This window comes from Leifsonia sp. 2TAF2 (assembly GCF_052115085.1).
Classification (GTDB): domain Bacteria; phylum Actinomycetota; class Actinomycetes; order Actinomycetales; family Microbacteriaceae; genus Leifsonia.
Genome location: NZ_JBFRFY010000001.1, coordinates 179,366 through 203,964 on the forward strand (window position 1 = coordinate 179,366; position 24,599 = coordinate 203,964).

Below are 24,599 nucleotides of genomic sequence, written 5' to 3' on the forward strand. Positions count from 1 at the left end.
GTCCAGCTTAGGGGCCGTCCCCCGGACGCAGTGAGGCGACGGGCGCTGGTGGATACGCTGAACGAGTGGATGAGACGCCGAACCCGACGCACGAGCTGACGACGTACGGCGTGGGGCCGTGGCCGGGGGAGTGGCCGGACGACCCGCGATACGACCACGAGCTGCTCCGGCACGGCGACACCCGCAACGTGGTCGACCGCTACCGCTACTGGACCATGGAGGCGATCGTCGCCGACCTCGACCAGCACCGCCACCCGTTCCACGTCGCCATCGAGAACTGGCAGCACGACATGAACATCGGCTCGATCGTCCGCAGCGCCAACGCGTTCGCGGCCGACACCGTCCACATCATCGGCCGGCGGCGCTGGAACAAGCGCGGCGCCATGGTGACCGACCGCTACCAGCACGTGGTGCACCACGACGACGTCGACGGCTTCGTCGCGTGGGCGCGCAGCGAGAAGCTGCCGGTGATCGCGATCGACAACGTGCCCGGGTCCGTGCGACTCGAGACCTTCGCGCTGCCTCTCCACTGCGTGCTGCTGTTCGGGCAGGAGGGGCCCGGGCTGTCGGAGCGGGCGCTGGAGGCGGCGGATGCGGTCGTCGAGATCTCGCAATTCGGCTCGACCCGGTCGATCAACGCCTCGGCGGCGGCGGCGATCGCCATGCACGCGTGGGTGCGCCGGCACGTGCAGTTCTCCTAGCGGGATGCGCTGGCGCGCTACCGGTTGATGCGCCGCCAGACGAGTTTCAGCGCCGACCAGTCCGTGTCGAGAGCGGCGACCTTCACGTCGACGAGTCCGCGGGCGAGTGCGGCGTCGCGGATGAAGTTCTCGTCGATGTCGCTGACGTGTCCTCCGGCCTTGCGCGGCCAGGACACCCAGAGCATCCCGTCGGGCCGGATGTCCTCCCCGAGGGCGTCGAGTTCGGCCAGGATCTCGCCGGCGCTCCGGTAGAACGCGAGGATGAGTCCCCGTGCGCCCTCGTCGGCCCAGACGACCTCCGGGCCGTCCTCCAGGGGGATGCGCCAGCCCTCATCGGCGTGGAGCACCGTTGCCCGCATCCCGGGCTTCAGGCCGAGCTTCTTCCAGAGCGGGGTGCCCGAGTATCCGGCCATGCCGGACGACCCGGTTGCGGTGGGCGTCATCCATGCCACCCGGCGTCGTCGGCGATGCGCTGGATCGCCTCGGCGTCAAGGTCGTAGACGAGTTCGCCGTCGTCCGGAGCCGGCGCGGTCACCATGTGTGCCCGCATCGGTCCGTCCTCCGGCAGCTGGATCCATGCGAAACCCGCCCCGCGGACGGCCCGTTCGTGCGGTGCCGGCCACAGCACGTCGGTCGTGTTGGCGACCGCCGGCGCGACGACGACCGGGATGCCCGCAGGTCCCGCTTCCGTCACGAGGCCGTGGTGGTAGTGCCCGGCCAGGATGAGGCGCACATCCACATCCCCGTCGCTGCACACGTCGAGGAGCGGCTGCGGGTCGACCAGTCGCAGCGGCTCGAACAGCACGGTCGTCGGACTCACCGGCGGGTGGTGGAGCACGACGACGGTGCCGCGCTCGGACGGCGTCGCCAGCAGGTCGCGCAGCCGGTCGAGCTGGCTCTCGTCGACCTGCCCATAGCCAGCCTGCGGCACGCTCGTGTCGACCGTGACGACGCGGAACCCGCGCACGGTCGTCTCCGTCTCTCGTGCGCCGAGCACCTCTTCGAAGGCTTCAGGCGCGTCGTGGTTGCCCATCGCGTAGACCAGTGCGGCGCCGCGTTTGGCCGCCCACGGCTCGAGCGTGGCCGCGAGCTTGCGGTACGACTCGGCGCTCCCGTCGTCCGACAGGTCGCCCGAGACGGCGACGAGGTCGACGCGGGGCAGCGAGGCCGCGCGGGCGAGGACCCGATCGAGTGCGGCCAGCGTGTCCACGATCCCGTACTGCAGCCGGCCGTCTCCGTAGAGGTGCGTGTCGGAGAGGTGCAGGATGCGCAGCGTTTCTGTCACGCCGCCACCCTAGCGCCGGCCACCGTCGCTCACTCGGTGTCGAGCGCCTGAATGATGGCGTCCACCGCGGTGATGAGGTTGTGCAGCGCCTGCCGTTCGATGGAGTCCTCGGACAGCTTCTGGATGTCGTAGCTCGCGGCGCTCGCCGCCTGGCGCGCCTGCGCGAGCGCCGCCTGCACTTCGAGATCGGCCATGGTCGTCCTCCTGAGGGTCGTCTGCTGGTGGCGTCACCCTAGCGCCGGTGGCGGCCCGCCCACCAGGGGTGCGCTGCGGCTACCCGATGAGCGACGGACGCAGGTCGCGCAGGGTCCGGAAGTGGGTCATCCGCGTGACACCGATCGCCGAGACCAGCAGGGCGATGAGCATCCACAGGGCGAGCACCCCCGCGTCCGCCCAGGCGGTTGCCGGGTTGCCGCCGTACATCAGCTGACGGATGCCGTCCACCGCGTACGACATCGGCAGCGCGTGGTGCAGCGCGGCGAGCGGACCGGGCAGCGTCTGCCACGGGAACGTGCCGCCCGCGGTGACCAGTTGCAGCACCATCAGTACCAGGCCGAGGAACTGCCCGACGCTTCCCAGCCACACGTTCAGCGCCAGGATGATGGCCGCGAAGGTGATGGATGCGAGCCCCATCAGCCCGTACATCCCGAGCGGATTGTCGATCCGGAAGCCGAGCGCGCCCGCCACGATCGCGAATAGCCCGATCATCTGCACAGCGCCCAGGAGCCCTGGGGTGAGCCAGCCCGCGAGGGTGATCTTCACGGGCGAGTGCAGTGCCGTGATGGCGCGGCGGGACACCGGCTTCACGATGAGGAACAGAGCGTAGATGCCGATCCAGGCCGCAAGCGACACGAAGAACGGGGCGAGGCCCGCGCCGTAGGTGCCGGCGGAGGTGATCGAGTCGTTCTTGAGGTTCACCGGGTCGGCGATGGTCGACGCCTGCTTGCTCTGCAGGCTGGGGGAGTTGTCCGGGATGCGGTCGACACCCTCCTTCAGCCCGTCCCGCAGCTGAGCGGTGCCGTCGTGCAGGGTGGTGAGCCCGTCACGCAGTTGCGCCGCTCCGGTCGCCGCCGTGGAGGCGCCGGACGCGAGCTGGGACGCGCCTGTCGCGGCCTGCTGAGAGCCTGACGCGACCTGCGAAGCGCCGCCCGCCACCTGGTCGGCGCCCGCGGAGAGCTGGTTGATCTGGCCGACGGCGCCCTGGATCTGGCTGTTGCCGGACTGCACCTTCGTGTCGAGGTCGCCGAGCACTGTCTTCACCTCGGCGAGCTGGGCTTCGGTGGCTCCGGCCGCGGCCAGCCGATTCAGCAGGTCCTGCTGTGCCGCGGGTGCGGCTGCGGCGATCTGGGCTGCTGCGGCTCCCGCTTCATCCGCCTTCGCGGCGAGCTGTTGATTGCCTGCGGCGACCTGCGCCGCCCCGTCGCTGACCTGCTGTGCGCCGGAGGCCAGCTCGCCGAGCTTGCCCGCCAGCTCCTGCGAGCCGGACGCGAGCTGCGATGTCCCGTCCGCCAGTTGTGCCGCTCCCGTCTGGGCGCTGGCACTCCCGTCGACCAGCTTGTTCGCGCCATCCACCGCGGTGACGAGGTTGGAGCGGATGTCCGCGAGGCCGATGAGGAACTGCTTCGCCGCCTGCTCGTTGACCTGCTTGACGATCGACGTGCGGATCTTCTCCGCGGCCTGCGTGCCGATGGTCGAGGCGAGGTAGCTGTTGGTGTCGTTGGTCGTCAGGGTGACGACGGCGCGGTGCGGGCTCGTGCTGGACGCCGAGGCGAGGGCCGACGAGAAGTCTTTCGGGAAGGTGATGCTGAAGTCGTACTTCGAGTCGTCCACGCCACGTGCCGCAGAGCTCTTCTGCACGCGGTGCCACTGGAACGAGCCGTCCTCGATGAGCTGGTCGGCGACGTCATCCCCGTAGTTCACGGTCTTCCCGTCGACGGTCGTGCCCGCGTCGTCCACGACGATGGCCGCGGGGATGCGGTCGAGGTTCGCGTACGGGTTCTGGTTCGCCCACAGGTAGAGGCCTCCGTAGAGCACAGGGACGCACATCAGGGCGACGAGCGCCACGATGGACATGGGGTTCGCCGTGAGGCGGCGGAACTCCGCCGCGATCATCTGCGGGATCTTCACACGCCCTCCTCGAGGGGCTCGGTCACGATCAGGTCCGGGAGCTCGTCAGTGTCGTCCCGGCCGGGGTCTTCGTCGAAAGTGTCTGGCCCGGTCTCGCCGAAGCGCTCGACCAGGGAGGCGGCCGCGATGGCCGCAGCGGAGGCGTCGCCGGCGACGACCAGCACGGCCTTGTCGCGCCCGGCGACCTCGCGGGCGAACCGCCACCAGTCGACCGGGTCGCCGCCGTGCCGGTCGGGCGAGACGATGACCAGCGCATCCACGCCCTTGCGGAGGAGCGCGAGCTCGGCGAGGAGGCGGATGCGGACGGTCGGCGGCACGGTGCCGATGGAGTATCGCGCCCACTCGGAGGCGCCGAGGTCGCGCAGGCAGCGGTTGACAGCGACGGGATGCGACGGGCGGCCCGCGAACATCAGTTCTTCCGCGACGATCCCGGCGACCGTGACGTCAGGGGCGGGCTCGGAGACGTCCGGCGCGTCGATGAGGGCGATCCGGCGGCGCATAGCCGCGTAGTCGGTCGTGCCGTCGATCGTGACGGTGCCGGCGTCGGGACGCATCCTCCCGGAGGCGATCAGCCCGAGCACGGTGGGTCGCTGCTCCGTCTCGGCGCGCGCGAGGGAGGCGCGGCCGGTCTCAAAACTCGCGGAGGTGGGCGGCAGAGCGGCGCTCTTCGGCCCCTTGGCGACCTTCTGCAGTTCGACCTTCATCGGGCCTGTCCTCCGGTCTCGTCGGTGTGCTCCGCCGCTCGGAACGCCAGTTCGGGGCTGGATGCGATCAGGTCGCCCGCCTCGCGCCAGCCCATCCCGGCGGCGCTGAGCCCGGCCAGCATGACCAGCCGATGGCCGGCCGAAGGGCTGAGTCGTGCGCGCGTGGCCTCGTCGAGCACCGAAACCGCGGCGTTCTCGATGAGGCGGGTGACGGTCTCGCGGTCGAGGTCGGTGCGGATGCGGCCCGACTCCCTGCCCCGGCCCACGGTCTCGCGCAGCCGCTCGCGCGCCGGGTCGAGCGCAGTGCCGACCATCTCGCGGTGCGGTCCGCGGACGGCGAGCGCCGCGCTCACCCGCACATGCTCGACTTCGGCCCACAGCGTGGCACCGAACAGGGCGATCTCGACCAGGGGGTCGGGATGCGACACCGGGTCGAGCAGGACGGCGAGGCGACGGGCGCCGCGCGTGAAGACTTCGACGAGCAGTTCGTCTCGGGTGGCGAAGTGCCCGTAGACCGCGCGGCGACTGAGGCCGGCGCGCGCGGCGATGCTCTCGAGGGACGCGTCGATGTCCTCGTTCAGGGCGACGGCGGCGGCCTGGAGGATGGCCTCGCGGTTGGCGGTCGCGTCGCGCCGTGGAGCGCGTGTTGTCGGGGTGGGCATGACTCCATCGTACGCTTCTTGCACATCGGTGTGCAACTTAGCGACGAGTGCTGCGGCAGCGACCGAGGTCGGCCGTCGCTACCGCCCAGCGCGCTCGCCCGTGTCGAGCAGCCCCCTCCTGAAGCCCTCGGCGACCGCAGCAGCACGGTCGCCGACGCCGAGCTTCGTGTAGACGCTGAGCAGGTGGGTCTTCACGGTGGCCTCGCTGAGATGCAGCCGTGCGCCCGCGTCGCGGTTGGTGGCGCCGTCGGCGACCAGGGCGAGCACTTGCAATTCGCGGGGGCTGAGCAGGCTCGACTCCGGGGTCCGCACCCGATCGACGAGACGGGAGGCGACGGAGGGGGCGAGCGAGGAGTGGCCGGCGACCGCCGCGTGGACGGCGCGGAGGAGTTCGTCGCGGGGGACGTCCTTGAGGAGGTATCCGGTTGCGCCGGCCTCGATGGCGGGAAGCACGTCGGCCTCCGAGTCGTAGGTCGTCAGCACCACGACGCGGGCCGCGACCCTGAGGCGATGCAGTTCGCGGATCGCGGTGACCCCGTCGGTTCCCGGCATCCGCAGGTCCATGAGCACCACATCCGGCTCCAGCGCACGCGCGAGACGCACCGCTTCCGCGCCGTCGGACGCTTCGCCGACCACCTCGATCCCCGGGTCCGAGGAGACCATGCCGACGATGCCGTCGCGCACCACGGGATGGTCGTCGGCGACGAGCAGCCGCACCGGCGGAGTGACGCCATCGGCCGGGCTCACCGCGGCACCTCCGCCCGGATCGTGGTTCCGCGTCCCGGAGCCGAATCGACGACGAGGTCGCCGGCCAGGGCGGCGATCCGCTCGCGCATCGCGATCAGGCCGAAGCCGCCGCCTCCGTAGCCGGCCGAGGCGACTACGTCCTTCGCCGACTCGAATCCGCGGCCGTCGTCGCGCACTTCGAGTCGCACGGCGCGCGGGTCGTGCCGCAGGGTGACGGCGACGCGCTCGGCGTGGGCGTGGCGTTCCACATTGGCGAGCGCCTCCTGGGCGGTGCGCAGCAGCGCGACCTCCGCCTCCGTCGTCAGCAGCCGGGCGTCGGCACTCACCCGCACATCGACCGGGATGCCGGTGCGGCCGGACCAGCGGCGCGCGGTCTCGGCGATGGCCTCGGGCAGTCCGACCGCATCCAGGGCGGCGGGGCGAAGGGCCCGCACCGACCGCCGGGCCTCGGCGAGGCCGTCGCGGGCCAGGGCGAGGGCGGCGTCGGTGTGATGGCTGCGCGCCGCATCGTCCGGAGCGTGCTCGGCCGCCTGCAGTTGCGCGACGATCCCCGCGAAACCCTGGGCGAGCGTGTCGTGGATCTCGCGCGCCAGCCGTGCCCGTTCCGCCTCCGTGGTGGTCACCATCAGCTGCTGGTGGGAGAGCCGGAGACCCCAGGCCAGGCCGCACATCGCGACAACGTTGACCGTCACCACGAGCAGGCGCCCGAGGGTCCCCGCGACCCCGGAGCCGAACCCCGATCCCTGCGCCAGCCCGGCGACCACAGCGGTCGCGCCGACCGAGAGCAACTCCCACGGCCACGGCACCAGCGAGTAGGCGACCGAGAACGTCGCGATGGTGAGGAACGCGAAGGAGGGCTGGAGCAGCACGAGCGCGAAGTTGATGCCGATGAGCCCGGTCATCAGAATCCCGATCGTGACGGGGCGGCCTCGCCACGGGGTCGGGACGTCGCGCAGCACGATCAGCAACAGTGCGTAGCCGGCGCAGAGCAGCAGTTCCGGGACCAGCTCGGCCTGGTCGCCCCATTGCACGCCGAGCACGAAGGCGACCAGGATCCCGAGCACGACGTAGGGCGCGACCGCGAGCACGGCCCGCCAGCGCGGATCGACCATAGGCAGACCCTACGCGCGCCGTGGGAAGTGGGCACGCATCCTGGGAAGGTTCATCAGGACGGCGGCGGGCAGCACGAGCACACCGCAGACGGCCTGCTCGACGCGCACCCAGCCGGGGAGGAAGCCCGGAATCGACACGATCACGACGACGGCCGCCACCACGACCACGCTGATGATTCGCAGGCGCAGCCAGGCCGGGCGCGAGCCACGGGACGCACTGACCGCGATGGCGTAGAGGACGATCGCGCTGCCGAGCACCAGGGAGCAGCGGACCCAGACGGCGGTGTCGATCGAGTTGCCCAGCATCGACAGGGTGATGAGTGCGGCGATCATCACCAGGCTGACCACGCCGAAGCCGGCAAGGAGGGCGAGGATCGGACGGAAGGCGGAGCGGCGCGCCGCGGCGGCCGTCGGCGCGGCTTCGGCCACGCCTGGCGGGGGGAACGTGTTGGTCATGTCCTCAGGGTCGCGTGGAACGCCGCATCCCCGTATCCATCGTCCGGCCCCACTCCGTCATCGAACGGTGGATGCGCGGGTCACGCTGGGCATGAGCTCCCTCAGCGGGACGTTCCGCCGCGCGGCCACGGCGGCGAAGGTCAGCGCGAGGCCGCCGACAGCCCAGACGAGGAGCAGGCCGACCGCGCCCCACGCCGCCGGCGCATCGCCCACCGCGGCCGACCGCACCAGTTGCAGGGCGGGCGCGGTCGGCAGCACTCCGGCGAGTCCGGACAGCGCCGGTGGGACGGTCGACGAGAACCCGGCGACCAGGGCGATGAGCCCGATGGCGAGCGCGATCAGCCGCCCGACGCCACCGAACGCCGCCGCCAGAGCCTGATTGAGGATGCCGAACACGGCCCCGACGAACGCCGCCGCGAGCGCGAACGCGAGCCACAGGTCGGGGCGAAGCCCGAGAGCGAATTGCGCGGCACCCGCGACGATCACGCCCTGCCCGGCCCCGATCAGTGCGACGATTCCCGCCGACCGGAGCGCGATCTCCGCGGAGGGAGCGGTCGTCATCAGGAGTCGCGACGGCACGGCCCGGCGAGCGAGCGCGGTGATGAGCCCGCCCAGCCACAGCGCGAGCACCACGAACAGCGGAAGGGACGCGATGCCCGCGGGCGGCGGCTTCTGCTGGGTCAGCACCGGCTGGGCGGCCACTGCCGAGAGCGTGGTGATGTCGCTGTCCGAATAGGTGGGGATCGATCCGGCCGCCTGCTGCAGTCCCGAGGAGAGCTGTGCAGCCCCCGACGCGGTCTGCGCGGCGCCGGACGCGGCGGAGGCGGCTCCGTCGCTCACCTGCGCGGCCCCGGCGGCGGTCTGCGCGGCACCCGCGGCCACCTGCGTGGCGCCCGAAGCCGACGCGTCGATGCCGTCGACGATCTGCGGGGTTGCCGTGGCGAGGGCCGCGTTGCCGGCGGCGAGCTGATCCGTCGCGCCCGCCAGGGCAGCGGCATCCCCGTTCGCGGTCTGCAGGCGGGCGAGCGCCGCGTTGGCCCGGGAGCACAGCGCGGCGGGCCCTGTCGCGCAGAGTTCGGCCACCACTTGCGTGAACCGGGTCGTCGCGTCCGCGGCCCCGGCGGCGGCCTGGTCGGCGACGGAGGCGAGGGCGGCCGACCCCGCGGCCAGGTCGGCGGTCTGGCTCGGAAGGGCCTGTGTGCCTGAACTCAGGACGTCCAGTCCTGAAGACAGGGACTGCGCTCCGGCAGACAGGGCTTGCGCTCCTGAATTCAGGGAGGCCGCGCCGGTCGCGAGCGTCTGCGTCCCGCTCGCGAGCGAGGCCGCGCCGGAAGACAGGCTCTCGGCTCCGGTCGCCGCTTGCCCGATCTGCTGGTCGATCGTGTTGAAGCCCGCGTACACGTTCTGCAGGTACTGGACGGTCAGCTGCCGGTCGAGGGAGGCGGTGGCCGCCTGGGTGACGGCCGCGGTCAGCGCCGGGTCGATCAGGGACGCGGCCGGGCTCGTCCGCACGGTGACCGTCGCGTGCTCCGCGCTCGCAGCTGGGCCGCCGATCGAGGTCGCGTCAGCCGAGAACGAAGCCGGGATGGTGAGCACAGCCGCGTACGCTCCGCTGGCGAGCCCGCTGGTCGCGTCGTCGTCGTTGGTGAGGACCCACGTGAAGTTCGAGGAGCCGTTCGCCGGCGGCGCCTCAGCTGCGGTTGAGGAGGAGCCAGAGGAATCCGTCACCGAGATCGAGCCGCCCGAGATGAGGGCGCCCGCGAACTGTCGCCCGAGCGGAACGGTCTTCCCGTTGACCGTGACGGGTGTGTCGTCGTTGACCACGGCCGCCGTCACGCGATCGAGGTGCTGGCCGGGCGCGAGCAGCCCCCAGGTGAGCGCGGCCGTCACGAGCAGGGGCGCCAGGGCGAGTCCGACGAGGGTCAGCGCGCGCGTCCTCTCGCTCCCGGCGTGGGCGTCGAAGGGCGTGTGGGTCATGGGATGCGCTCCCGTTCGTTCGGTTCGTCCAGCGGTTCCGGGTCTGCCGACAGCAGGTCGGCCACGGCGGCCTTCCTGCTCGCGCCGAGCACGACGGCGACCCTGTCGAGCAGCGCCCCCTGAAGCAGTGCGGCGAGCCGTTCCCGCTCCTCGCCGGTGACCGTCTGCGCCCCGTCGACGACGAGGACGGCGGGCGGCCCGCGGAGCGCGACCCGCACCGCGTCCGCGGCGTCCGTGGTGCGGTCGAGCAGCACGACCCCCACCCGCCCGCGCACGTCGGCACGCCGCGCCGGAAGGAGAAGACCCGCGACTTTGAGCCGCCCGGCCGCGAGGGGGATGCGTCCAGCGATCGCCAGGCACAGCGCCGTGTGCTCGCGGTCGGCGACGATCAGCGCCTCGCCCGGCATGAGCAGCGCATCCACTGGCCCGGAGCCACCGGCGCGGACGCCCTCGGCGGCGACGGCGAACGCTTCGTCGGGCACGGGCCAATCGGCGGCCTCCAGCTCGGAGCGCAGCCCCTCGCCCTCGATGTCGAAGTGCGGCAGAGCGCGGTCCAGCCAGCGCGGCATCCACCATGCCGCCCCGCCGAAGAGCACAAGAACAGCGGGGATGAGCGTCATGCGCACGACGAAGGCGTCGATCGCGACGCCCACCGCGAGGCCCAAAGCGATCGGCTGGATCGAGGCGTCGCCCTCGGGGATGAACGCCGCGAACACGGCGAACATGATGATCGCGGCGGCCGTCACGACACGGGCGGACCCGACGAAGCCGTTGTGGATGGCATCGCGCGGCGCATCGCCGAGGATGTGGCGCTCGCGCATCCTGCTGGCCAGGAACACCTCGTAGTCCATGGCCAGGCCGAACAGCACGCCCATCAGGATGATCGGCATGAAGCTGATGATCGAACCGAGGTGGGCGACGTGCAGCGGACCGGCGAGGAACCCGTTCATGAACACCAGGCTCGTGATTCCGAACGCCGCCCCGATGCTCAGCAGGTAGCCGAGCGCCGCGGTGACCGGCACGACGATGGAGCGGAACACCATCGCGAGCAGCACGAGCGACAGGCCGACCACGAGCAGGGCGAACGGGAGGAGTGCGCCGGCCAGCCGCGCCGAGATGTCGATGCCCGCGGCGGTGTAGCCGGTCACCGAGAGGTCGATGCCGTACTCGCGCTCGAAGTGGTCGTGCAGCGAGCGCAGGGTCGCCACGAGCTCCTGCGTGCGTTCGGAGTCCGGAGCGCCGTCCGGGATGACCTGCACGATCCCGGTGTCGCCGTCCGGATTGGGGGTCGCTAACGGCACCGCCGCCACGCCCGGCACGGACCTCAGCTCGTCGGCCACGTCGGTGATGAGCCCCACGGGGTCGGTGCTGCCGATGACGGAGCCGGTGACGACGAGCGGCCCGTTGTATCCCGGCCCGAAATGCTCCGCCACCAGGTCGTAGGTGATGCGGGCCGGCTCGTCCTCGCCGAGAGATCCGGCGTCCGGAAGGGAGAGCCGGAGTTGGGCGGCGGGCAGCGCGAGGGCGCCCAGGGCCGCGATCACCACGACGATGGTGAGCACGGGGATGCGCGTCACCAGGCGCACCCAGCCGCGGGCGACGGGATGCTCGGAACGGGGCCGCCGTGGACGCGCCGGCCGGCGCCGACCATGCGGGGGCGCCCCCTCCGCAGCCCCCGGCCGGAACCGCTTCGCCACGATCCGCACCCCCGCGAACCCGAGCAGCGCCGGCGTCAGCGTGAGCGCGACGAGCACCGCGACGGCGACCGCCAGCGCCGCCGCCACGCCCATCGTCGTCAGGAACGGGATGCGCGCCACGGCCAGCCCGAGCAGCGCGATGATGACGGTCACCGCCGCGAACACCACCGCCGAGCCCGCAGTGGCGGTCGAGCGGGCGGCGGACTCCTCCGCATCCAGCCCCTCCTTCACCTGCTCCTGGTGTCTGGAGATGATGAAGAGGGCGTAGTCGATCCCGACCGCCAGCCCCAGCATCAGCGCGAGCAGCGGGGTGGTCGAGGCGACCGTGAGCCAGTGGGTCGAGATGAAGATCGCCGACAGCGACAGGGCTGCGCCGAGGACCGCGGTCAGCAGCGGCATCCCGGCGGCCACGAACGAGACGAACGTCAGCACCAGGACCACGAAGGCGACCGCGAGACCCAGCAGCTCCGTCACGCTGATGCCTGCAACGGACGAGGAGAACACCTGACCGCCGACGGCCACCTGCGACCCCGGCGGAAGCGACTTCTCCAGCGACGAACCCGCCGCCTGCAGCGCCGCGCTCGTGCTCGGGAGCACCTGCGTCGTCGGCACCGACAGCTGGATGGGCACCAGCACCGCGGAGGCATCGGCGCTGACGTTGCCCGTCGACGGTCCGGAGTACGGGGACGAAGCCGCCGTGACCTGCGGAATGGCCGCCAGCTCGGTGACCGTGTGCTCGACGGCGGACTCGAATCCGGCCTCCTCTACGCTCCCGCCCTTCGGTGCGACGGCGACCAACTGCGCCGACGCCCCGCTCACCTCCGGGAACGTGCGAGCCAGGGCATCCAGCGCGTTCTGCGACTCCGTGCCGGGGATCGTGAACGTGTTGTCCGTGCCGTGGCTCAGCAGGCCCGCCGAGACGATCAGCAGGGCCAGCAGGATGAGCCAGCCCGCTACCACCCGCCGGCGCGCGCGGTACGCGTACCGACCCAGGCGGTACAGCAGGGACGACATCGCGCTCAATGTAGGACCGCACCGGGCCCCGCGACAATAGCGGGTGTCCGGCCGAAAATGGCCGTCACGATAGGATCGAGTGCGACGGTCGTCCGCGTGGCGCCGACGCGTTCCATCCATCGAGAGGACTCCAACGTGCCCGCGATCGTGATCATCGGCGCCCAGTGGGGCGACGAAGGCAAAGGCAAGGCGACCGACGTCCTGGGTAGCCGTATCGACTACGTCGTCAAGTTCAACGGCGGCAACAACGCCGGCCACACGGTCGTCATCGGCGACGAGAAGTACGCCCTGCACCTGCTGCCGTCTGGCATCCTCACCGAGGGCGTCACGCCGGTCATCGCGAACGGCGTCGTCGTCGACATCGAGGTGCTCTTCGAAGAGCTGGATGCGCTCATCGCGCGCGGCGTCGACGTCTCACGCCTCAAGGTCAGCTCGAACGCGCACGTGATCACCTCGTACCACCGCACCATCGACAAGGTCACCGAGCGCTTCCTCGGCAAGCGCCAGATCGGCACCACCGGCCGTGGCATCGGCCCGACCTACGCCGACAAGATCAACCGCGTCGGCATCCGCATCCAGGACCTCTTCGACGAGAACATCCTGCGCCAGAAGGTTGAGGGCGCACTCGACCAGAAGAACCACCTGCTGGTGAAGGTCTACAACCGCCGCGCGATCACGGTCGACGAGGTCGTGGAGCAGCTGCTCGAGTACGCCGAGCGCCTGCGCCCGATGGTGGTCGACAGCTCGCTGCTGCTCAACACCGCCCTGGAGGACGGCAAGTACGTCCTGTTCGAGGGCGGCCAGGCGACGATGCTGGATGTGGACCACGGCACGTATCCGTTCGTCACGTCCTCCAACTCCACCGCCGGCGGCGCGGCGACCGGCTCCGGCATCGGGCCGAACCGCATCGACCGCGTCATCGGCATCGTGAAGGCCTACACGACGCGCGTCGGCGCCGGCCCGTTCCCGACCGAGCTGTTCGACGAGTGGGGCGAGTTCCTGCGCGAGCGCGGCTTCGAGTTCGGCACCACCACCGGCCGTCCGCGCCGCACCGGTTGGTACGACTCGCCGGTCTCCCGCTACACCGCCCGTGTGAATGGGGTGACCGACTTCGTGCTCACGAAGCTCGACACGCTGACCGGCATCGAGCGCATCCCGGTGGCCGTCGCCTACGACGTCGACGGCGTGCGCCACGACGAGGTGCCCGCGTCGCAGAGCGACTTCCACCACGCGACGCCGATCTACGAGGAGTTCCCTGGCTGGACCGAGGACATCAGCGGCGCCCGCGCCTTCGAGGATCTCCCGCAGAACGCGCAGGACTATGTGCTCGCCCTGGAGCGCCTCTCCGGCGCGCGCATCTCGGCGATCGGCGTCGGCCCTGCCCGCGACCAGATCATCGTCCGCCACGACCTGATCGACTGATCCCAGCCCATCCAGTTGACACGACACGCCGTCACGCCGCCTGGCGCGACGGCGTGTCGTGTCAACTAGGCGTCAGAACCAGGTGCTGAGGCGCGGGGGAACCTGCGTGCGGAACAGGCGGTCGAGGGCGGCGGCGTCGCCGTGGATGCGCCCGGCGACGGCCAGGCCGCGCGCGACGTCGTGGCCGAGGTAGACGCTGCCGAGAGCGTTCACGGGCAGCGTGACGTCGGCCGGGTCGTCGGTCGCGACGACGGACGCGCGTCCGTCGGTCACGGTGAGCCGGAACCGGCCCGCCGCGAGACCGAGGTCGTCCGCCACCTCCAGCACCAGAGAGCCGTCGCGCTCGTAGGTCCGCGCTTCCAGGGCGGCCCGGACGTCGAGGATGCGCACCCACAGGTGATCCTCGACGGCCGTCACCGTGGCGCCGCGGATGTCTGACACGAGAGCCGGGAGCGGCTCGTCGACCCCGCGCGTCCAGATCTTCACGGAGGCCACCAGGTCGAGCTCGAGCAGGAACCGCCAGAGCGCGGCGAGAGCCTCGTCGGTCGCCGCCGCGAGGTAGTTCACCTCGACCGTGTGGCGGGTGAAGTCGTCGTCGCCTTTCACGGTGTACGAGACGAAGCCCTCCGGCTCGCCGTCGACGGAGTCGTAGCGCACGAGGCGGTACTTGTCCGCCTCCGAGTTGCCCTTCAGCGGGCCGATCAGGCGGTGCGCCAGGTACGGCTCGAGTCCGATCTCGCCGGCTCGGCCGGCCATGACGTTCTCGAGTACGCGCTCCCCGGTCTCCCGGTACTCCTCGGGCTCGGCGAACGACAGCCGCCCGGTCGTCTCCGAGCCCGCCCAGCGCACCCGCTTCGTGTCGACGGACCACGCCGTCGCATACGTCGCCGGGCCGAAGCCCCAGCGTCCGTAGATCACTGACTCGGAGACCGTGAGGATCGCGAGCGGGATGCCGAGCTCATGCGCCGTGCGCAGCTCACCGCCGAGGAGTGCCCGGGCGATGCCACGACGGCGGTGCGTCGGCGCGACGGTCACGGAGCTGATCGCCCACGCGTCGACCCGCTCGCCGCCCGGGACGGTCAGAGGCGCTACCCAGGAGTTCACCGTGCCCACCGGTTCGTGGGCCGGAATCGCATCGTCGTAGACCCCGGTGGTGCGTCGTCCACCGAGGTACCCGCGCGCCTCCTCCAGCACCTCCTCCTTCGGCCGTTCACTGTGGAAGCCGCGGAAGTCGGCGCGGATCCAGCCGTCGAAGGCGGCCGCGTCGGTCGTGTCGACCAGTGTCAGGCGCAAGCTCCCGGCGGCGAGGTCGCATTCAGAAGTGGGGTCGATGGGCTGGGTGAGGAAGTCCATCCCCTCACCGTATCGGGCGGGCTCCGGCGACGGGAGGCCCGCGGGTTCCGCTAGCGTTGAAGCATGAAGGTGCACGGTCTCATCCAGAGCAGCCTCACGCAGGAGCTCACCGCGGAGGCCGATGACGCGGAGTCGGCACGGGCGCTCATCGTGGAGCAGGTGCCGGAGGGATACGACCTGCTGCAGGTGCACAATGCGATGCCGCGAGGGGGCCGGGTGATCGCGAAGGCGATCATCCGCGAGTCCGCCGTCGCCGAGATCGAGGCTGAGGGAGCCGACTACGCCTCCGCGCGTGAGGCCCTCCGTGCGAAGGTCCCCGGCGACCATCGCCTCCTGACCATCGTCGTCGCGGAGTAGCCCGAGGCGGGCAGCGACGAGAACTGGCGGTCACCTGTGAGGCGACCGCCGGTCGTGCAGGTCACGCGTCGCGTCGACGTACCGCGATGACGCCGCTGAAGAACGGCACCGCCGCCCACGCGAGGACGACGAGCAGGCTCTGCCATTGGCTCAGGGAGCCGTTCATGCCGGTGACGACACCGCTGGCAGCCGGGCCGAGGAGGTAGTTCTGCACCGGAGTCAGCCACGTGATCGACGCCAGGCCGATCACGGTCTGGAGGACCACCGTCAGGATGAAGAGCACGCCGACCGAGATCGCGATCGCCGCAGCCGAGGAACGCACGAGCGACCCGATGCCGAGACTGAACACCGCGGTGCACGCGAGTGCTGCCCCCGTCCCGAAGACGCACCAGAAGACGGGGGAGAGATCGTCGAGGGGAATGGATGCTCCCTGCGCGACGAGCACGGAGTAGACGACGGCCCACGACGCGGCCGCGGCGACGGTCCCGGTGACGAAGGAGACGAGGGCGGCGACGACAGCCTTGCCCGCCAGAAGTGACGCCCGGTTGGGGACAGCGGCGAACGATGCACGGATCATGCCGGTGCCGAACTCCGACGTGATGCTGAGGGATCCGAGGACGACGACGATCAACTGCACGAAGAGCAGGCTGATGCCGACGAGGAAGGAGAGGCCCGGAAGGGCCGCAGCGCCGCGGAGTTGCGTGAGGTAGTCGCCGGGGGCGAGCAAGGCCACCAGGAAGCCGATCGTGAGCTCGACGGCGACCACGGAGATCAGGATCCACCACGTCGAGCGAAGCGAGCGGAGCTTGATCCACTCGGAGGCGAGGATGCCGCCGAACGTGACCGCGGAGCCCGACATCCGGCGAGTGGGCGGAGTAGTGCGGATCGCGGTCATCGGGTCGCCCCCGTCCGGTACTCGACGGAATCCCTGGTCAGCTCGAGGTAGGCGTCCTCCAGTGAGGCTCGGACGACGCGGAGCTCCTCGAGCGCGATGCCGGCCGAGGCTGCGGACCGGCCGACCTGGCTTGCGCCGAGACCGCGCACCTCGAGGGCGCCGTCGGTCGCGCGCGTGACGGTCACGTCGGGAGAGGCCAACGCGTCTGCCAGTGCCCCGATCCGCTCAGCACGGACGCGGACGAAATCGGTGGTCGCGCCGGCGACGAGGTCCGCGATGGGAGCGTCCGCCAGCAGGCGGCCCTGCCCGAGCACGATGACGTGGTGGGCGGTCTGTGCCATCTCACTCATCAGGTGGGACGACAGCAGCACCGTGCGGCCCTCGTCGGCCAGCGACCGGGTGAACTCGCGCACCCAGCGCACACCCTCGGGATCGAGGCCGTTGACCGGCTCGTCGAGGATGAGGATCTCCGGGTCGCCGAGCATCGCTGTCGCGATTCCGAGGCGCTGCCCCATCCCGAGCGAGAAACCGCCGACGTGCTTGTCGGCGACGGAGTCGAGGCCCGCGAGGCCGAGCACCTCGTCGACGCGACGACGTGGGATGCGGTTGGTGGCCGCGAGCGCCCGGAGATGCTGTCGGGCGGTGCGGCCCGGGTGGGCGGCCTTGGCGTCGAGCAGGGCTCCGACGGTGCGCAGCGGCGACCGCAGCTCGGCGTACCGGCCGCCGGCGACGAGAGCGGTCCCGCTGTCCGGTCGATCGAATCCCATGATCATCCTCATGGTGGTGGACTTTCCTGCCCCATTCGGGCCGAGGAAGCCGGTGACCCGGCCCGGCTCGATGGTTGCTGAGACGGTGTCCACCGCCAACCGGTCCCCGTAGCGTTTCGACAATCGATCCAACGTGATCACGTGCAAATCCTTCTGTAGCGCGGCCGCGGTGTGTCCGTCGGCCTCGTCTGTTTAGACGGCACCCCACGGCGGTTCATGACGGCTGGGTGCGCCCGCAGAAGCAGATATACGGGATTTAAGGAAGCGGGAACGGCTGCGCGGCCGCGTCTTCGAGGAGCGGCCACAGGGCGGCCCCGAGCCGCGGCGATCGGGAGGCGCGGGTCGCCGGCGTGTGGATGGGCGGCCCCTTCGTCCAGCCGGCCGGTCCGAGATAGTCCCCGCCGGAGACCGCTGGGTCGAGGACCGCGCGCACCGGAGCGTGCGCTCCTGAGTCCTTGCCCTGAGTCCACGCCGCTTGCAGGTTGTCGGCGAAGCGCTTCAGGCGCGACGGATGGTTGACGCCGCGGATACCCGGCGTCCTGCCCGAGGTCGAATAGCCGGGATGCACGACGACGCTCTGCACCGACGATCCGGCGGCACGCAGCCGGCGGTCGAGCTCGAAGCCGAACACCTGCGCGGCGATCTTGGAGCCGGCGTAGGCGCGCCAGGACGTGTAGCCGCTCTCGAGCTGCAGGTCGTCGAGGCGCAGCCGGCCGAGGCGGGACGCCAGGGAGCCGAGCGTGACGACGCGTGCATCCGTCGCGGCGACGAGCGCCGGAAGCGTGCGCGCCACCAGACGGAAATGCCCGAGGATGTTCGTCGAGAGCACGAGCTCGTTGCCGTACGCGTCGGTCTGCCGCTCGCCCGGCGGGTGCACGATTCCCGCGTTCAGCACCAGCGCATCCACTCGGCCGCGTCCGAGCAGGGCGTCAGCCGTCGCATCGATCGAGCGCCGGTCGGTGACATCCAACGGCATCGCCTCGACGCTCGCACGCGGCACCCGGCGGCGGATCGCCGAGAGGGCCGCCTCGGCCCGCTCGGGGTCGCGGCAGGCGAGGACCACGTGGGCGCCGGCGCGGGCCAGCTGCTCCGAGGTCCAGTAGCCGACCCCGGCGTTGGCGCCGGTGACCACGACCGTGCGCCCGTGGGCGTCCGGCAGCGCCGACGGATCCCAGGACACCCCTAGCGACCGTTCTCGCCGGCGATGCGCTCGTGGTGGTGGATGACCTCGGCGACGATGAAGGTGAGGAACTTCTCGGCGAAGGCCGGGTCGAGGTGGCTCTCCTCCGCGAGAGCGCGCAGGCGCTGGATCTGCTCCTTCTCGCGCTCCGGATCCGCGGGCGGCAGCCCGTGCTCCGCCTTCAGGGCACCCACCTGCTGAGTGAACTTGAACCGTTCGGCAAGCATGTGGATGACCGCCGCGTCGATGTTGTCGATGCTCTGCCGGATGCTGTGCAGCTCAGCCAGCGCATCCTCCCGCTCCCGGTTCTCACCCATGCCTCGACCCTACTGGACGCGTAGCGCGCGCCCGCTCACAGGCTCGGCGACGGCTCCGCGAGCACGCGGTCGAGCACCGGCCGGGTCGCACGCAGCGCAGCCCAGACCAGCAGGACGCCCGCCGCCAGGCATGCGGCCACCACCATCAGGGTCAGCGGTGACAGCAGCAGGCTCATCCCGGTGAGCGGGAAGACGACCACGGCAGCGGTGACGGCGGAGCCGATCCCCACGATGCGCAGCGGCGACAGCACCGCGCGGCTGCGGGCCGCGTTCATCTCGGAGACGGGCATCCCGATCCGGTCGAGGCTGACATAGAGGTCACGGCGGTCGAGGACGCCGGCCGCCTGGTTGACGCCCGCGGAGCACGCGACCATGAGGAACGAGGCGACGACCGTGATGATGACTCCGGTGCGGATGTCGGCGACGAGGAGGCGGGACGTCGGATCCGCTGAATCGCCCGCCGCATCCATCAGCGAGACGCCGACCCCGGCGAACACGGCCATGAAGCTCGTCATGGCGACACCGGACACCTGCCGCCAGGCTGCCTTCGGCGACTCCAGGATGCTGCGCGCCGCGAGCAGTCGCCGGACGGTCCGGGCACGCCGGGCCTGTCCGGTGGCGACCAGGCGGAGCACCCACGGACCGATCAGGTTCAGCACGGCGACGCTTCCCCCGAACCCGACAGCGAGGACCGCCAGCACGACGCCCACGTCGGCGACGGCCTGCAGCGCCATGAGCACGGCGAAGACGCTTGCGATCACCGCAACGCTCACCACCGCACGAACCCAGTGGATGCGCGGCGCCTGCTCCCGGGTGCGGACGCCGAGGGGCGACAGGATGACACCGCGCAGGCCGACGACCGCGCTGAGGGCAGCCAGTGCGCCGATCCCCGCGACCGCGACGGCCATCCATCCGGGGCTGAGAAGTACCGACATCCCGAGGGCTTCGCCACGGAAGGGGATGAGCCCGACCAACGGAGAGGCCAGGAGGGACAGGATGACGCCGGCGAGGGCGCCGGCGAGCGCCAGGACGGTCGACTCGATGACGGTGAGGCCGGTGACCATCCGTGGGGTCGCGCCGAGCAGCCGCAGGCTCGCCAACCGGTCGTCGCGTCGCCGCGCCGATAGTCGCGCGGCCGAGCCGCCGAGGGCGAGAAGGGGCACCACGAGGAGAGCGAGAGCGATCACGGCGAGCGCTTGGTACATCCCGGCCATGTCGTCGGTCCAGGAGAAGAAGGCCTGGGCGCCGCCCGCGACGATCAGCAGCAGCGCGGTGACCACGGCGAAGGCGGTCACCGGGAGCACGACGGTGGAGCGGGCGGAGAAGCTGCGGCGGGCGAACAGCCACGCCAGACGAAGGGTGGTCATCGCGCGGTCACCTCGTCGACGATCCGTCCGTCGGCCAGCCGCAGGACGCGCGAGCAGCGCGCCGCGACGGACTCGTCGTGCGTGACGACCACGAGGGAGCGGCCGCGGTCGGTGGTCGAGCGGATGAGCGCATCCATCACCTCCGCGGACGTGGCGGAGTCGAGCGCGCCCGTCGGCTCGTCGGCGAACACGACGGATGCCCCAGTGGTCTGCGCGCGGGCGATGGCCACGCGCTGCGCCTGACCGCCGGAGAGCTGGCCGATGCGCCGTGCTTCGAAACCGGCGAGACCGAGGGCGGCGAGCCACATGGCGGCCGTCTGCTCGGCCGCGCGCCGGTCGGTTCCGGTGAGCATCAGCGGGAGGGCGACGTTCTCCACTGCGGTCAGCTCGGGCAGCAGCAGCCCCTGCTGGAAGACGAAACCGAACGACTCCCGCCGCAGCCGCGAGCGACCCCTCTCGTCGAGCGCGGTCACCTCCAGGGGTCCGCGCGCGGTGGTGAGCATCACGGAGCCGCTGTCCGGTCGGACGATCCCGGCGAGACAGTGCAGCAGAGTCGTCTTCCCCGAGCCGGACGCGCCCATGATGGCGACGGACTCCCCGGGGTCGACCCGGAAGTCGACTCCGGCGAGCGCGGTCGAGGGGCCGTAGGTCTTGACGAGCCGGGAGGCGGTGAGGGCCGAGGTGGGAGCCGGGGCCGGGGCGGCAGAAGGAGGCGGTGCAGTTGTCATGCCCTCAGGCTGGCGCAGCGCCGGACGGAGGGCATCGGTCGCCAGAGGCATCCCAGCGCACCCGCGTCATCCTCAGGATGTGGTCCCGAGGTATGAGGGATCAGCCGGCGGCGACCCGGCCGACCTTCTCCGTCTTGTCCCACCGCGCTTCGGCGCCGGCGAGCTCCTTGAGGTAGGAGTCGAACGTGATCGCGCAGAGCAGCGACCCGTAGCCCGCAAGGTAGATGAGCGTCGGGGCAAGCCAGCGGCCGGCGCGCGTCTTCTCGGACTTCCGCGCAAGCCACGCGAAGACCATCGAGAACGGGATCCAGATGTAGATGGCGAGGGTGAGGGCGAACAGCGCGGTGCTGTCGAGCGTCACCCCGAAGAGGCCGGGCAACCAGACCAGGGTCACCGGCGGGAAGAGGGCCGTGATCATCACGATCATGTTGATGATGCCGGGGAACAGCAGGACATGGCCCAGCTCGCGCTTTGTCGTTCTGGCGTCCGTCAGCGAACCGAGGATCAAGACGAAAAGGTAGGCGAGCGAGGCCGAGATCCACAGCGCCCGGAAGATGCCCGTGGCGAGCTCGTTCTGCAGGAACAGCAGGCCGGCCAGTCCGATCGAGGATATGATCATGATCAGAGGGAGCAGCCACAGGCTGAACCAGACGATCCCGAAACTGATCCCGCCCAGATTGTGACGCCGCGACGGGCGGAACCAGACCTTGGCGTACCGCGCGGTCACCGAGACGTTTCCGCGCGCCCAGCGCAGCCGCTGCTTCCACAGTCCGTCGATCGCCCGCGGCTCCTCCGCCAGCACGTGCGCGTGAGGCTCGAACACGACCTTCCGGCCCTGCAGTTGCGTCTCGAACGTCGTGATGGTGTCCTCGGCCAGCGTCGTCGTGTCGATCCGGCCGCCGATCGCGAGCAGGTTCTCGCGGGTGTGCAGCTGCGCGCCCCCTGCCAGGCACGCCTGCGCCCCGAGCACGTTCTGCGCCCGGCGCGCGGCGGGCTGCGACAGCACGTATTCGGTGCTGATGAACTTGGTCAGCCAGTTGCGGTCCTCGCTGCCCTCGTGGATGTACGCCGAGACCGCGCCCACCTCCGGGTCGGCCAGGTGGCGGGTCATGCGGCGCAGCGAGTTGGGGGTGTAGATGACGTCGGCGTCCATGATGAGGAGCGCTTCCATCCAGTCGTCCTCGAGCACCTTCTCGATGCCGTGGTTGAGCGTATGCGCCTTGCCCTGGCCGCCCTGCTCGCGGCGCAGCAAGTGCACGTTTCCCGGGTACCGGGCGGCGCGGTCGGTGACGACGTCCGGGGTGTCATCGGTGCTCGCGTCGTCGACGACGTAGATGCGCAGCGCCTCACGCGGATAGTCGAGCTTCATGAGCCGGTCGATGGAGGCGCCGATCACCGCGCCCTCGTTCCAGGCGGGAACGACGATGGCGACGCGCGGGAGGTACGGGGCGGCCTTCTTGTAGTGGTTGATCCACGCGTGGAACGGGATGACCACGAAGGTCGCGGCAGCAGCGACCACCGGGATGAGACCGGAGAGCGCGAGGATCAGGCACACGACGACGCCGATCCACTGCAGCACGGTGAGAACGTCCAACCCCAAGACCTCCCTGTTCTACCCTGCACCCTACCGCGTGGCACGGCGCCCGAACGCGCGAACAGGCCCCGGGAGACCCGGGGCCTGTTCGCGGATGGAAGGCGTGGCGCAGTGCCCTGCGGGCTGCGTCTACGTGCGCGCCCCCGGCAACGTCCCGCCCGCGGCGAGCCGCATGAGGTCCGAGCCGAGGTCGATGCCCAGCTCGTTGCCGCCGGCCGAACCGAACTCGTGCTGGTAGCTGTCCCAGGAGCTGTCGGTGATCTTCGACTCGACCTCGGACTCCATGAGCACGACCAGCTCCCGCGCCGCCCGGTCGATGCGCTTGCCGAGCGCCTTGTCCTGCCAGTCCTCGGTGGAGGCGAACACGGAGGTCGGCGTGGTCATCGTGCGGAGGAACGCGAACAGCGACCGCATCTCGCCGTCGACCACGAGCGCGTGGCGCGCGGTGCCGGCGGTCGCGGCGAGCACGACCGGCTTGGCGATGAGGAGGTCGTTGTCGAGCACCTGGAAGAACGAGGTGAACAGCCCGCTCGCGCCGGCCTTGTACACCGGGGCCGCCGCGATGATCCCGTCGGACGACTTCAGCGCCTCCACCGCCTTCGTGAACTTCGGGCCGAGGTGCCCGGACGCAAGCGCCGCGCCGAGCTCCGGCAGCAGCTCGCGGAGGTCGAGGTTGAGCGTCTCCACCGTGCGGCCGTCGCGCTGGGCGGCCGCCTCCGTGCGGAGGGCGAGCCGGTCGGCGAGCATCTTGGTGGACGACGGGTCGCTGACGCCCGCGTTCACCACGACGACGCGGAACGGTCGCTGGGCGGTTGTGGTCATGGTCTGTCCTTCTCTCGGATCGAGTGTCGAGTCTCGGTGAGCGTCGACGTCAGAGCGCCGGGTAGCTCGCCTCGACCTCGGCCTCGGTGTCCTGGTACGGGGATCCGCCGGTCACGTTGTCGCCACGGTTGGCGTTGGGACGCGGCTGGCGCGGGTCGGCGTCGCCGTACTTGGCCTTCACGAGCGACTCGTGGGTGGGCGCATCCGGCGTCTCCGGGTCCTTGCGGGCCTCGGTCTCCTTGCGCAGCACCGGGATGACGTGCTCGCCCAGCAGGTCGAGCTGCTCGAGCACCGTCTTCAGGGGCAGGCCCGCGTGGTCCATGAGGAAGAGCTGGCGCTGGTAGTCGCCGGCCCACTCGCGGAACGTGAGGGTCTTGTCGATGATCTCCTGCGGGCTGCCGACGCTGAGCGGCGTGGCGTCGGTGAACTCCTCCATCGTCGGGCCGTTGCCGTAGACAGGCGCCTCGTTGAAGTAGGGGCGGAACTGGTTCTTGGCGTCCTGCGAGTTCTTCGCGATGAAGGCCTGGCCGCCGAGTCCGACGATCGCCTCCTTCGCTGTGCCGTGGCCGTAGTGCTCGAAGCGCTCGCGGTAGAACGCGATCAGCCGCTGGAAGTGCTCCTTCGGCCAGAAGATGTTGTTGGCGAAGAAGCCGTTGCCGTAGAAGGCGGCCTGCTCGGCGACCTCCGGCGTGCGGATGCTGGCGTGCCACACGAACGGCGGAACGTCGTCGAGGGGCCGCGGGGTGGAGGTGAAGCCCTGCAGCGGGGTGCGGAAGCGTCCCTCCCAGTCCACGACGTCCTCACGCCACAGGCGGTGCAGGAGGTTGTAGTTCTCGAGCGCCAGGGGCAGGCTCTGCCGGATGTCCTGACCGAACCACGGGTAGACGGGGCCGGTGTTGCCGCGGCCGACCATCAGATCCATGCGGCCCTTCGACAGGTGCTGGAGCATCGCGTACTCTTCGGCGATGCGCACCGGGTCGTTGGTCGTGATCAGCGTGGTCGAGGTGGTGACCGTCAGCTTCTCGGTGAGGGCGGCGATGTGGGCCAGCAGGGTGGTGGGGGACGAGGAGAAGAACGGCGGGTTGTGGTGCTCGCCGATCGCGAAGACGTCCAGGCCGACCTCCTCCGCGTGGGTCGCGATCTTCACGATCGCGTCGATGCGCTCCGCCTCGCTCGGCGTCTCACCGGAGACCGGGTCCCGGGTGATGTCGCTGACGGAGAAGATTCCGTACTGCATGTCTGGCTCCTCTGGTTGTTCTCGCCGTTTCTATGCAAATGCATACAACGCGACAGGCGGTGAGGTATTCCCATCCTG

24 protein-coding genes are annotated in these 24,599 nt (G+C 70.8%); 3 read left to right on the top strand and 21 right to left on the bottom strand.

All coding sequences use genetic code 11. The features are described from left to right. Positions 1-65 precede the first annotated feature (65 nt). A complete protein-coding gene (locus AB4Z18_RS00860; protein WP_441780813.1) occupies positions 66-701 on the top strand; it encodes a TrmH family RNA methyltransferase in 636 nt (211 codons plus the stop codon). Between the two features lie 17 nt (positions 702-718). Here the strand turns inward: AB4Z18_RS00860 and AB4Z18_RS00865 are convergent, their stop codons facing one another. The 11 genes from AB4Z18_RS00865 to AB4Z18_RS00915 all read right to left on the bottom strand — a co-directional run bounded on the left by AB4Z18_RS00865 (position 719) and on the right by AB4Z18_RS00915 (position 12,482). Next, complete coding sequence (locus tag AB4Z18_RS00865; protein ID WP_441780814.1) at positions 719-1,144, bottom strand: DUF3052 family protein; 426 nt, start codon at positions 1,142-1,144, stop codon at positions 719-721. Beyond that, complete coding sequence (locus tag AB4Z18_RS00870; RefSeq protein ID WP_441780815.1) at positions 1,141-1,986, bottom strand: metallophosphoesterase; 846 nt, start codon at positions 1,984-1,986, stop codon at positions 1,141-1,143. Before AB4Z18_RS00870 ends, AB4Z18_RS00865 begins: the two co-directional genes overlap by 4 nt. A 29-nt stretch (positions 1,987-2,015) precedes the next feature. After that, positions 2,016-2,180 (bottom strand): hypothetical protein, encoded by a 165-nt coding sequence (locus tag AB4Z18_RS00875; protein ID WP_441780816.1) that lies wholly within the window; start codon positions 2,178-2,180, stop codon positions 2,016-2,018. 79 nt (positions 2,181-2,259) lie between these two features. Continuing rightward, positions 2,260-4,113, bottom strand: a complete 1,854-nt coding sequence (locus AB4Z18_RS00880; RefSeq protein WP_441780817.1) for a YhgE/Pip family protein — start codon at positions 4,111-4,113, stop codon at positions 2,260-2,262. Further along, a complete protein-coding gene (locus AB4Z18_RS00885; protein WP_441780818.1) occupies positions 4,110-4,817 on the bottom strand; it encodes a hypothetical protein in 708 nt (235 codons plus the stop codon). Before AB4Z18_RS00885 ends, AB4Z18_RS00880 begins: the two co-directional genes overlap by 4 nt. Next, the gene (locus tag AB4Z18_RS00890) at positions 4,814-5,479 is read right to left on the bottom strand and encodes a TetR/AcrR family transcriptional regulator (protein WP_441780819.1); all 666 of its coding nucleotides are present in this window, start codon (positions 5,477-5,479) and stop codon (positions 4,814-4,816) included. The genes AB4Z18_RS00885 and AB4Z18_RS00890 overlap by 4 nt, the downstream gene beginning before the upstream one ends. Positions 5,480-5,557: 78 nt before the next feature. Continuing rightward, a complete protein-coding gene (locus tag AB4Z18_RS00895; protein WP_441780820.1) occupies positions 5,558-6,226 on the bottom strand; it encodes a response regulator in 669 nt (222 codons plus the stop codon). After that, complete coding sequence (locus AB4Z18_RS00900) at positions 6,223-7,338, bottom strand: sensor histidine kinase (RefSeq protein WP_441780821.1); 1,116 nt, start codon at positions 7,336-7,338, stop codon at positions 6,223-6,225. The genes AB4Z18_RS00895 and AB4Z18_RS00900 overlap by 4 nt, the downstream gene beginning before the upstream one ends. Positions 7,339-7,347: 9 nt before the next feature. Then, complete coding sequence (locus tag AB4Z18_RS00905; protein ID WP_441780822.1) at positions 7,348-7,794, bottom strand: hypothetical protein; 447 nt, start codon at positions 7,792-7,794, stop codon at positions 7,348-7,350. A gap of 57 nt (positions 7,795-7,851) precedes the next feature. Next, positions 7,852-9,771, bottom strand: coding sequence for a YhgE/Pip domain-containing protein (locus AB4Z18_RS00910; RefSeq protein WP_441780823.1), 1,920 nt, complete (start codon positions 9,769-9,771; stop codon positions 7,852-7,854). Next, entirely contained in the window at positions 9,768-12,482 is a 2,715-nt protein-coding gene (locus tag AB4Z18_RS00915; protein ID WP_441780824.1) for an MMPL family transporter, read from the bottom strand. Before AB4Z18_RS00915 ends, AB4Z18_RS00910 begins: the two co-directional genes overlap by 4 nt. A gap of 135 nt (positions 12,483-12,617) precedes the next feature. Between AB4Z18_RS00915 and AB4Z18_RS00920 the strand changes: the two genes are divergently transcribed. Continuing rightward, the gene (locus tag AB4Z18_RS00920) at positions 12,618-13,904 is read left to right on the top strand and encodes an adenylosuccinate synthase (protein WP_441780825.1); all 1,287 of its coding nucleotides are present in this window, start codon (positions 12,618-12,620) and stop codon (positions 13,902-13,904) included. A gap of 72 nt (positions 13,905-13,976) precedes the next feature. On the opposite strand, the gene AB4Z18_RS00925 is transcribed toward AB4Z18_RS00920, so the two are convergent. Further along, the gene (locus tag AB4Z18_RS00925) at positions 13,977-15,257 is read right to left on the bottom strand and encodes a GNAT family N-acetyltransferase (RefSeq protein ID WP_441780826.1); all 1,281 of its coding nucleotides are present in this window, start codon (positions 15,255-15,257) and stop codon (positions 13,977-13,979) included. A gap of 63 nt (positions 15,258-15,320) precedes the next feature. On the opposite strand from AB4Z18_RS00925, the gene AB4Z18_RS00930 reads away from it, so the two are divergent. Then, positions 15,321-15,614, top strand: a complete 294-nt coding sequence (locus AB4Z18_RS00930) for a hypothetical protein (protein WP_441780827.1) — start codon at positions 15,321-15,323, stop codon at positions 15,612-15,614. A 61-nt stretch (positions 15,615-15,675) separates the two neighbouring features. On the opposite strand, the gene AB4Z18_RS00935 is transcribed toward AB4Z18_RS00930, so the two are convergent. The 9 genes from AB4Z18_RS00935 to AB4Z18_RS00975 form a co-directional block, all read right to left on the bottom strand. Next, positions 15,676-16,509 carry an ABC transporter permease subunit gene (locus AB4Z18_RS00935; RefSeq protein WP_441780828.1) on the bottom strand — a complete coding sequence of 278 codons (834 nt, stop codon included), beginning with the start codon at positions 16,507-16,509 and terminating at the stop codon, positions 15,676-15,678. Next, entirely contained in the window at positions 16,506-17,417 is a 912-nt protein-coding gene (locus tag AB4Z18_RS00940) for an ATP-binding cassette domain-containing protein (RefSeq protein ID WP_441780829.1), read from the bottom strand. Before AB4Z18_RS00940 ends, AB4Z18_RS00935 begins: the two co-directional genes overlap by 4 nt. A gap of 115 nt (positions 17,418-17,532) precedes the next feature. Next, on the bottom strand, positions 17,533-18,456 hold the full coding sequence (locus AB4Z18_RS00945; protein ID WP_441780830.1) for an SDR family NAD(P)-dependent oxidoreductase: 924 nt from the start codon (positions 18,454-18,456) through the stop codon (positions 17,533-17,535). A 2-nt stretch (positions 18,457-18,458) separates the two neighbouring features. Then, complete coding sequence (locus AB4Z18_RS00950) at positions 18,459-18,773, bottom strand: chorismate mutase (protein ID WP_441780831.1); 315 nt, start codon at positions 18,771-18,773, stop codon at positions 18,459-18,461. A gap of 35 nt (positions 18,774-18,808) precedes the next feature. Further along, positions 18,809-20,140, bottom strand: a complete 1,332-nt coding sequence (locus AB4Z18_RS00955; RefSeq protein ID WP_441780832.1) for an FtsX-like permease family protein — start codon at positions 20,138-20,140, stop codon at positions 18,809-18,811. Further along, entirely contained in the window at positions 20,137-20,868 is a 732-nt protein-coding gene (locus AB4Z18_RS00960; RefSeq protein WP_441780833.1) for an ABC transporter ATP-binding protein, read from the bottom strand. Before AB4Z18_RS00960 ends, AB4Z18_RS00955 begins: the two co-directional genes overlap by 4 nt. Positions 20,869-20,968: 100 nt before the next feature. Continuing rightward, on the bottom strand, positions 20,969-22,447 hold the full coding sequence (locus tag AB4Z18_RS00965) for a glycosyltransferase (protein WP_441782952.1): 1,479 nt from the start codon (positions 22,445-22,447) through the stop codon (positions 20,969-20,971). A gap of 144 nt (positions 22,448-22,591) precedes the next feature. Next, a complete protein-coding gene (locus tag AB4Z18_RS00970; protein WP_441780834.1) occupies positions 22,592-23,284 on the bottom strand; it encodes a CE1759 family FMN reductase in 693 nt (230 codons plus the stop codon). Between the two features lie 49 nt (positions 23,285-23,333). Beyond that, positions 23,334-24,521, bottom strand: coding sequence for an LLM class flavin-dependent oxidoreductase (locus AB4Z18_RS00975; RefSeq protein ID WP_441780835.1), 1,188 nt, complete (start codon positions 24,519-24,521; stop codon positions 23,334-23,336). Between the last annotated feature and the right edge of the window lie 78 nt (positions 24,522-24,599).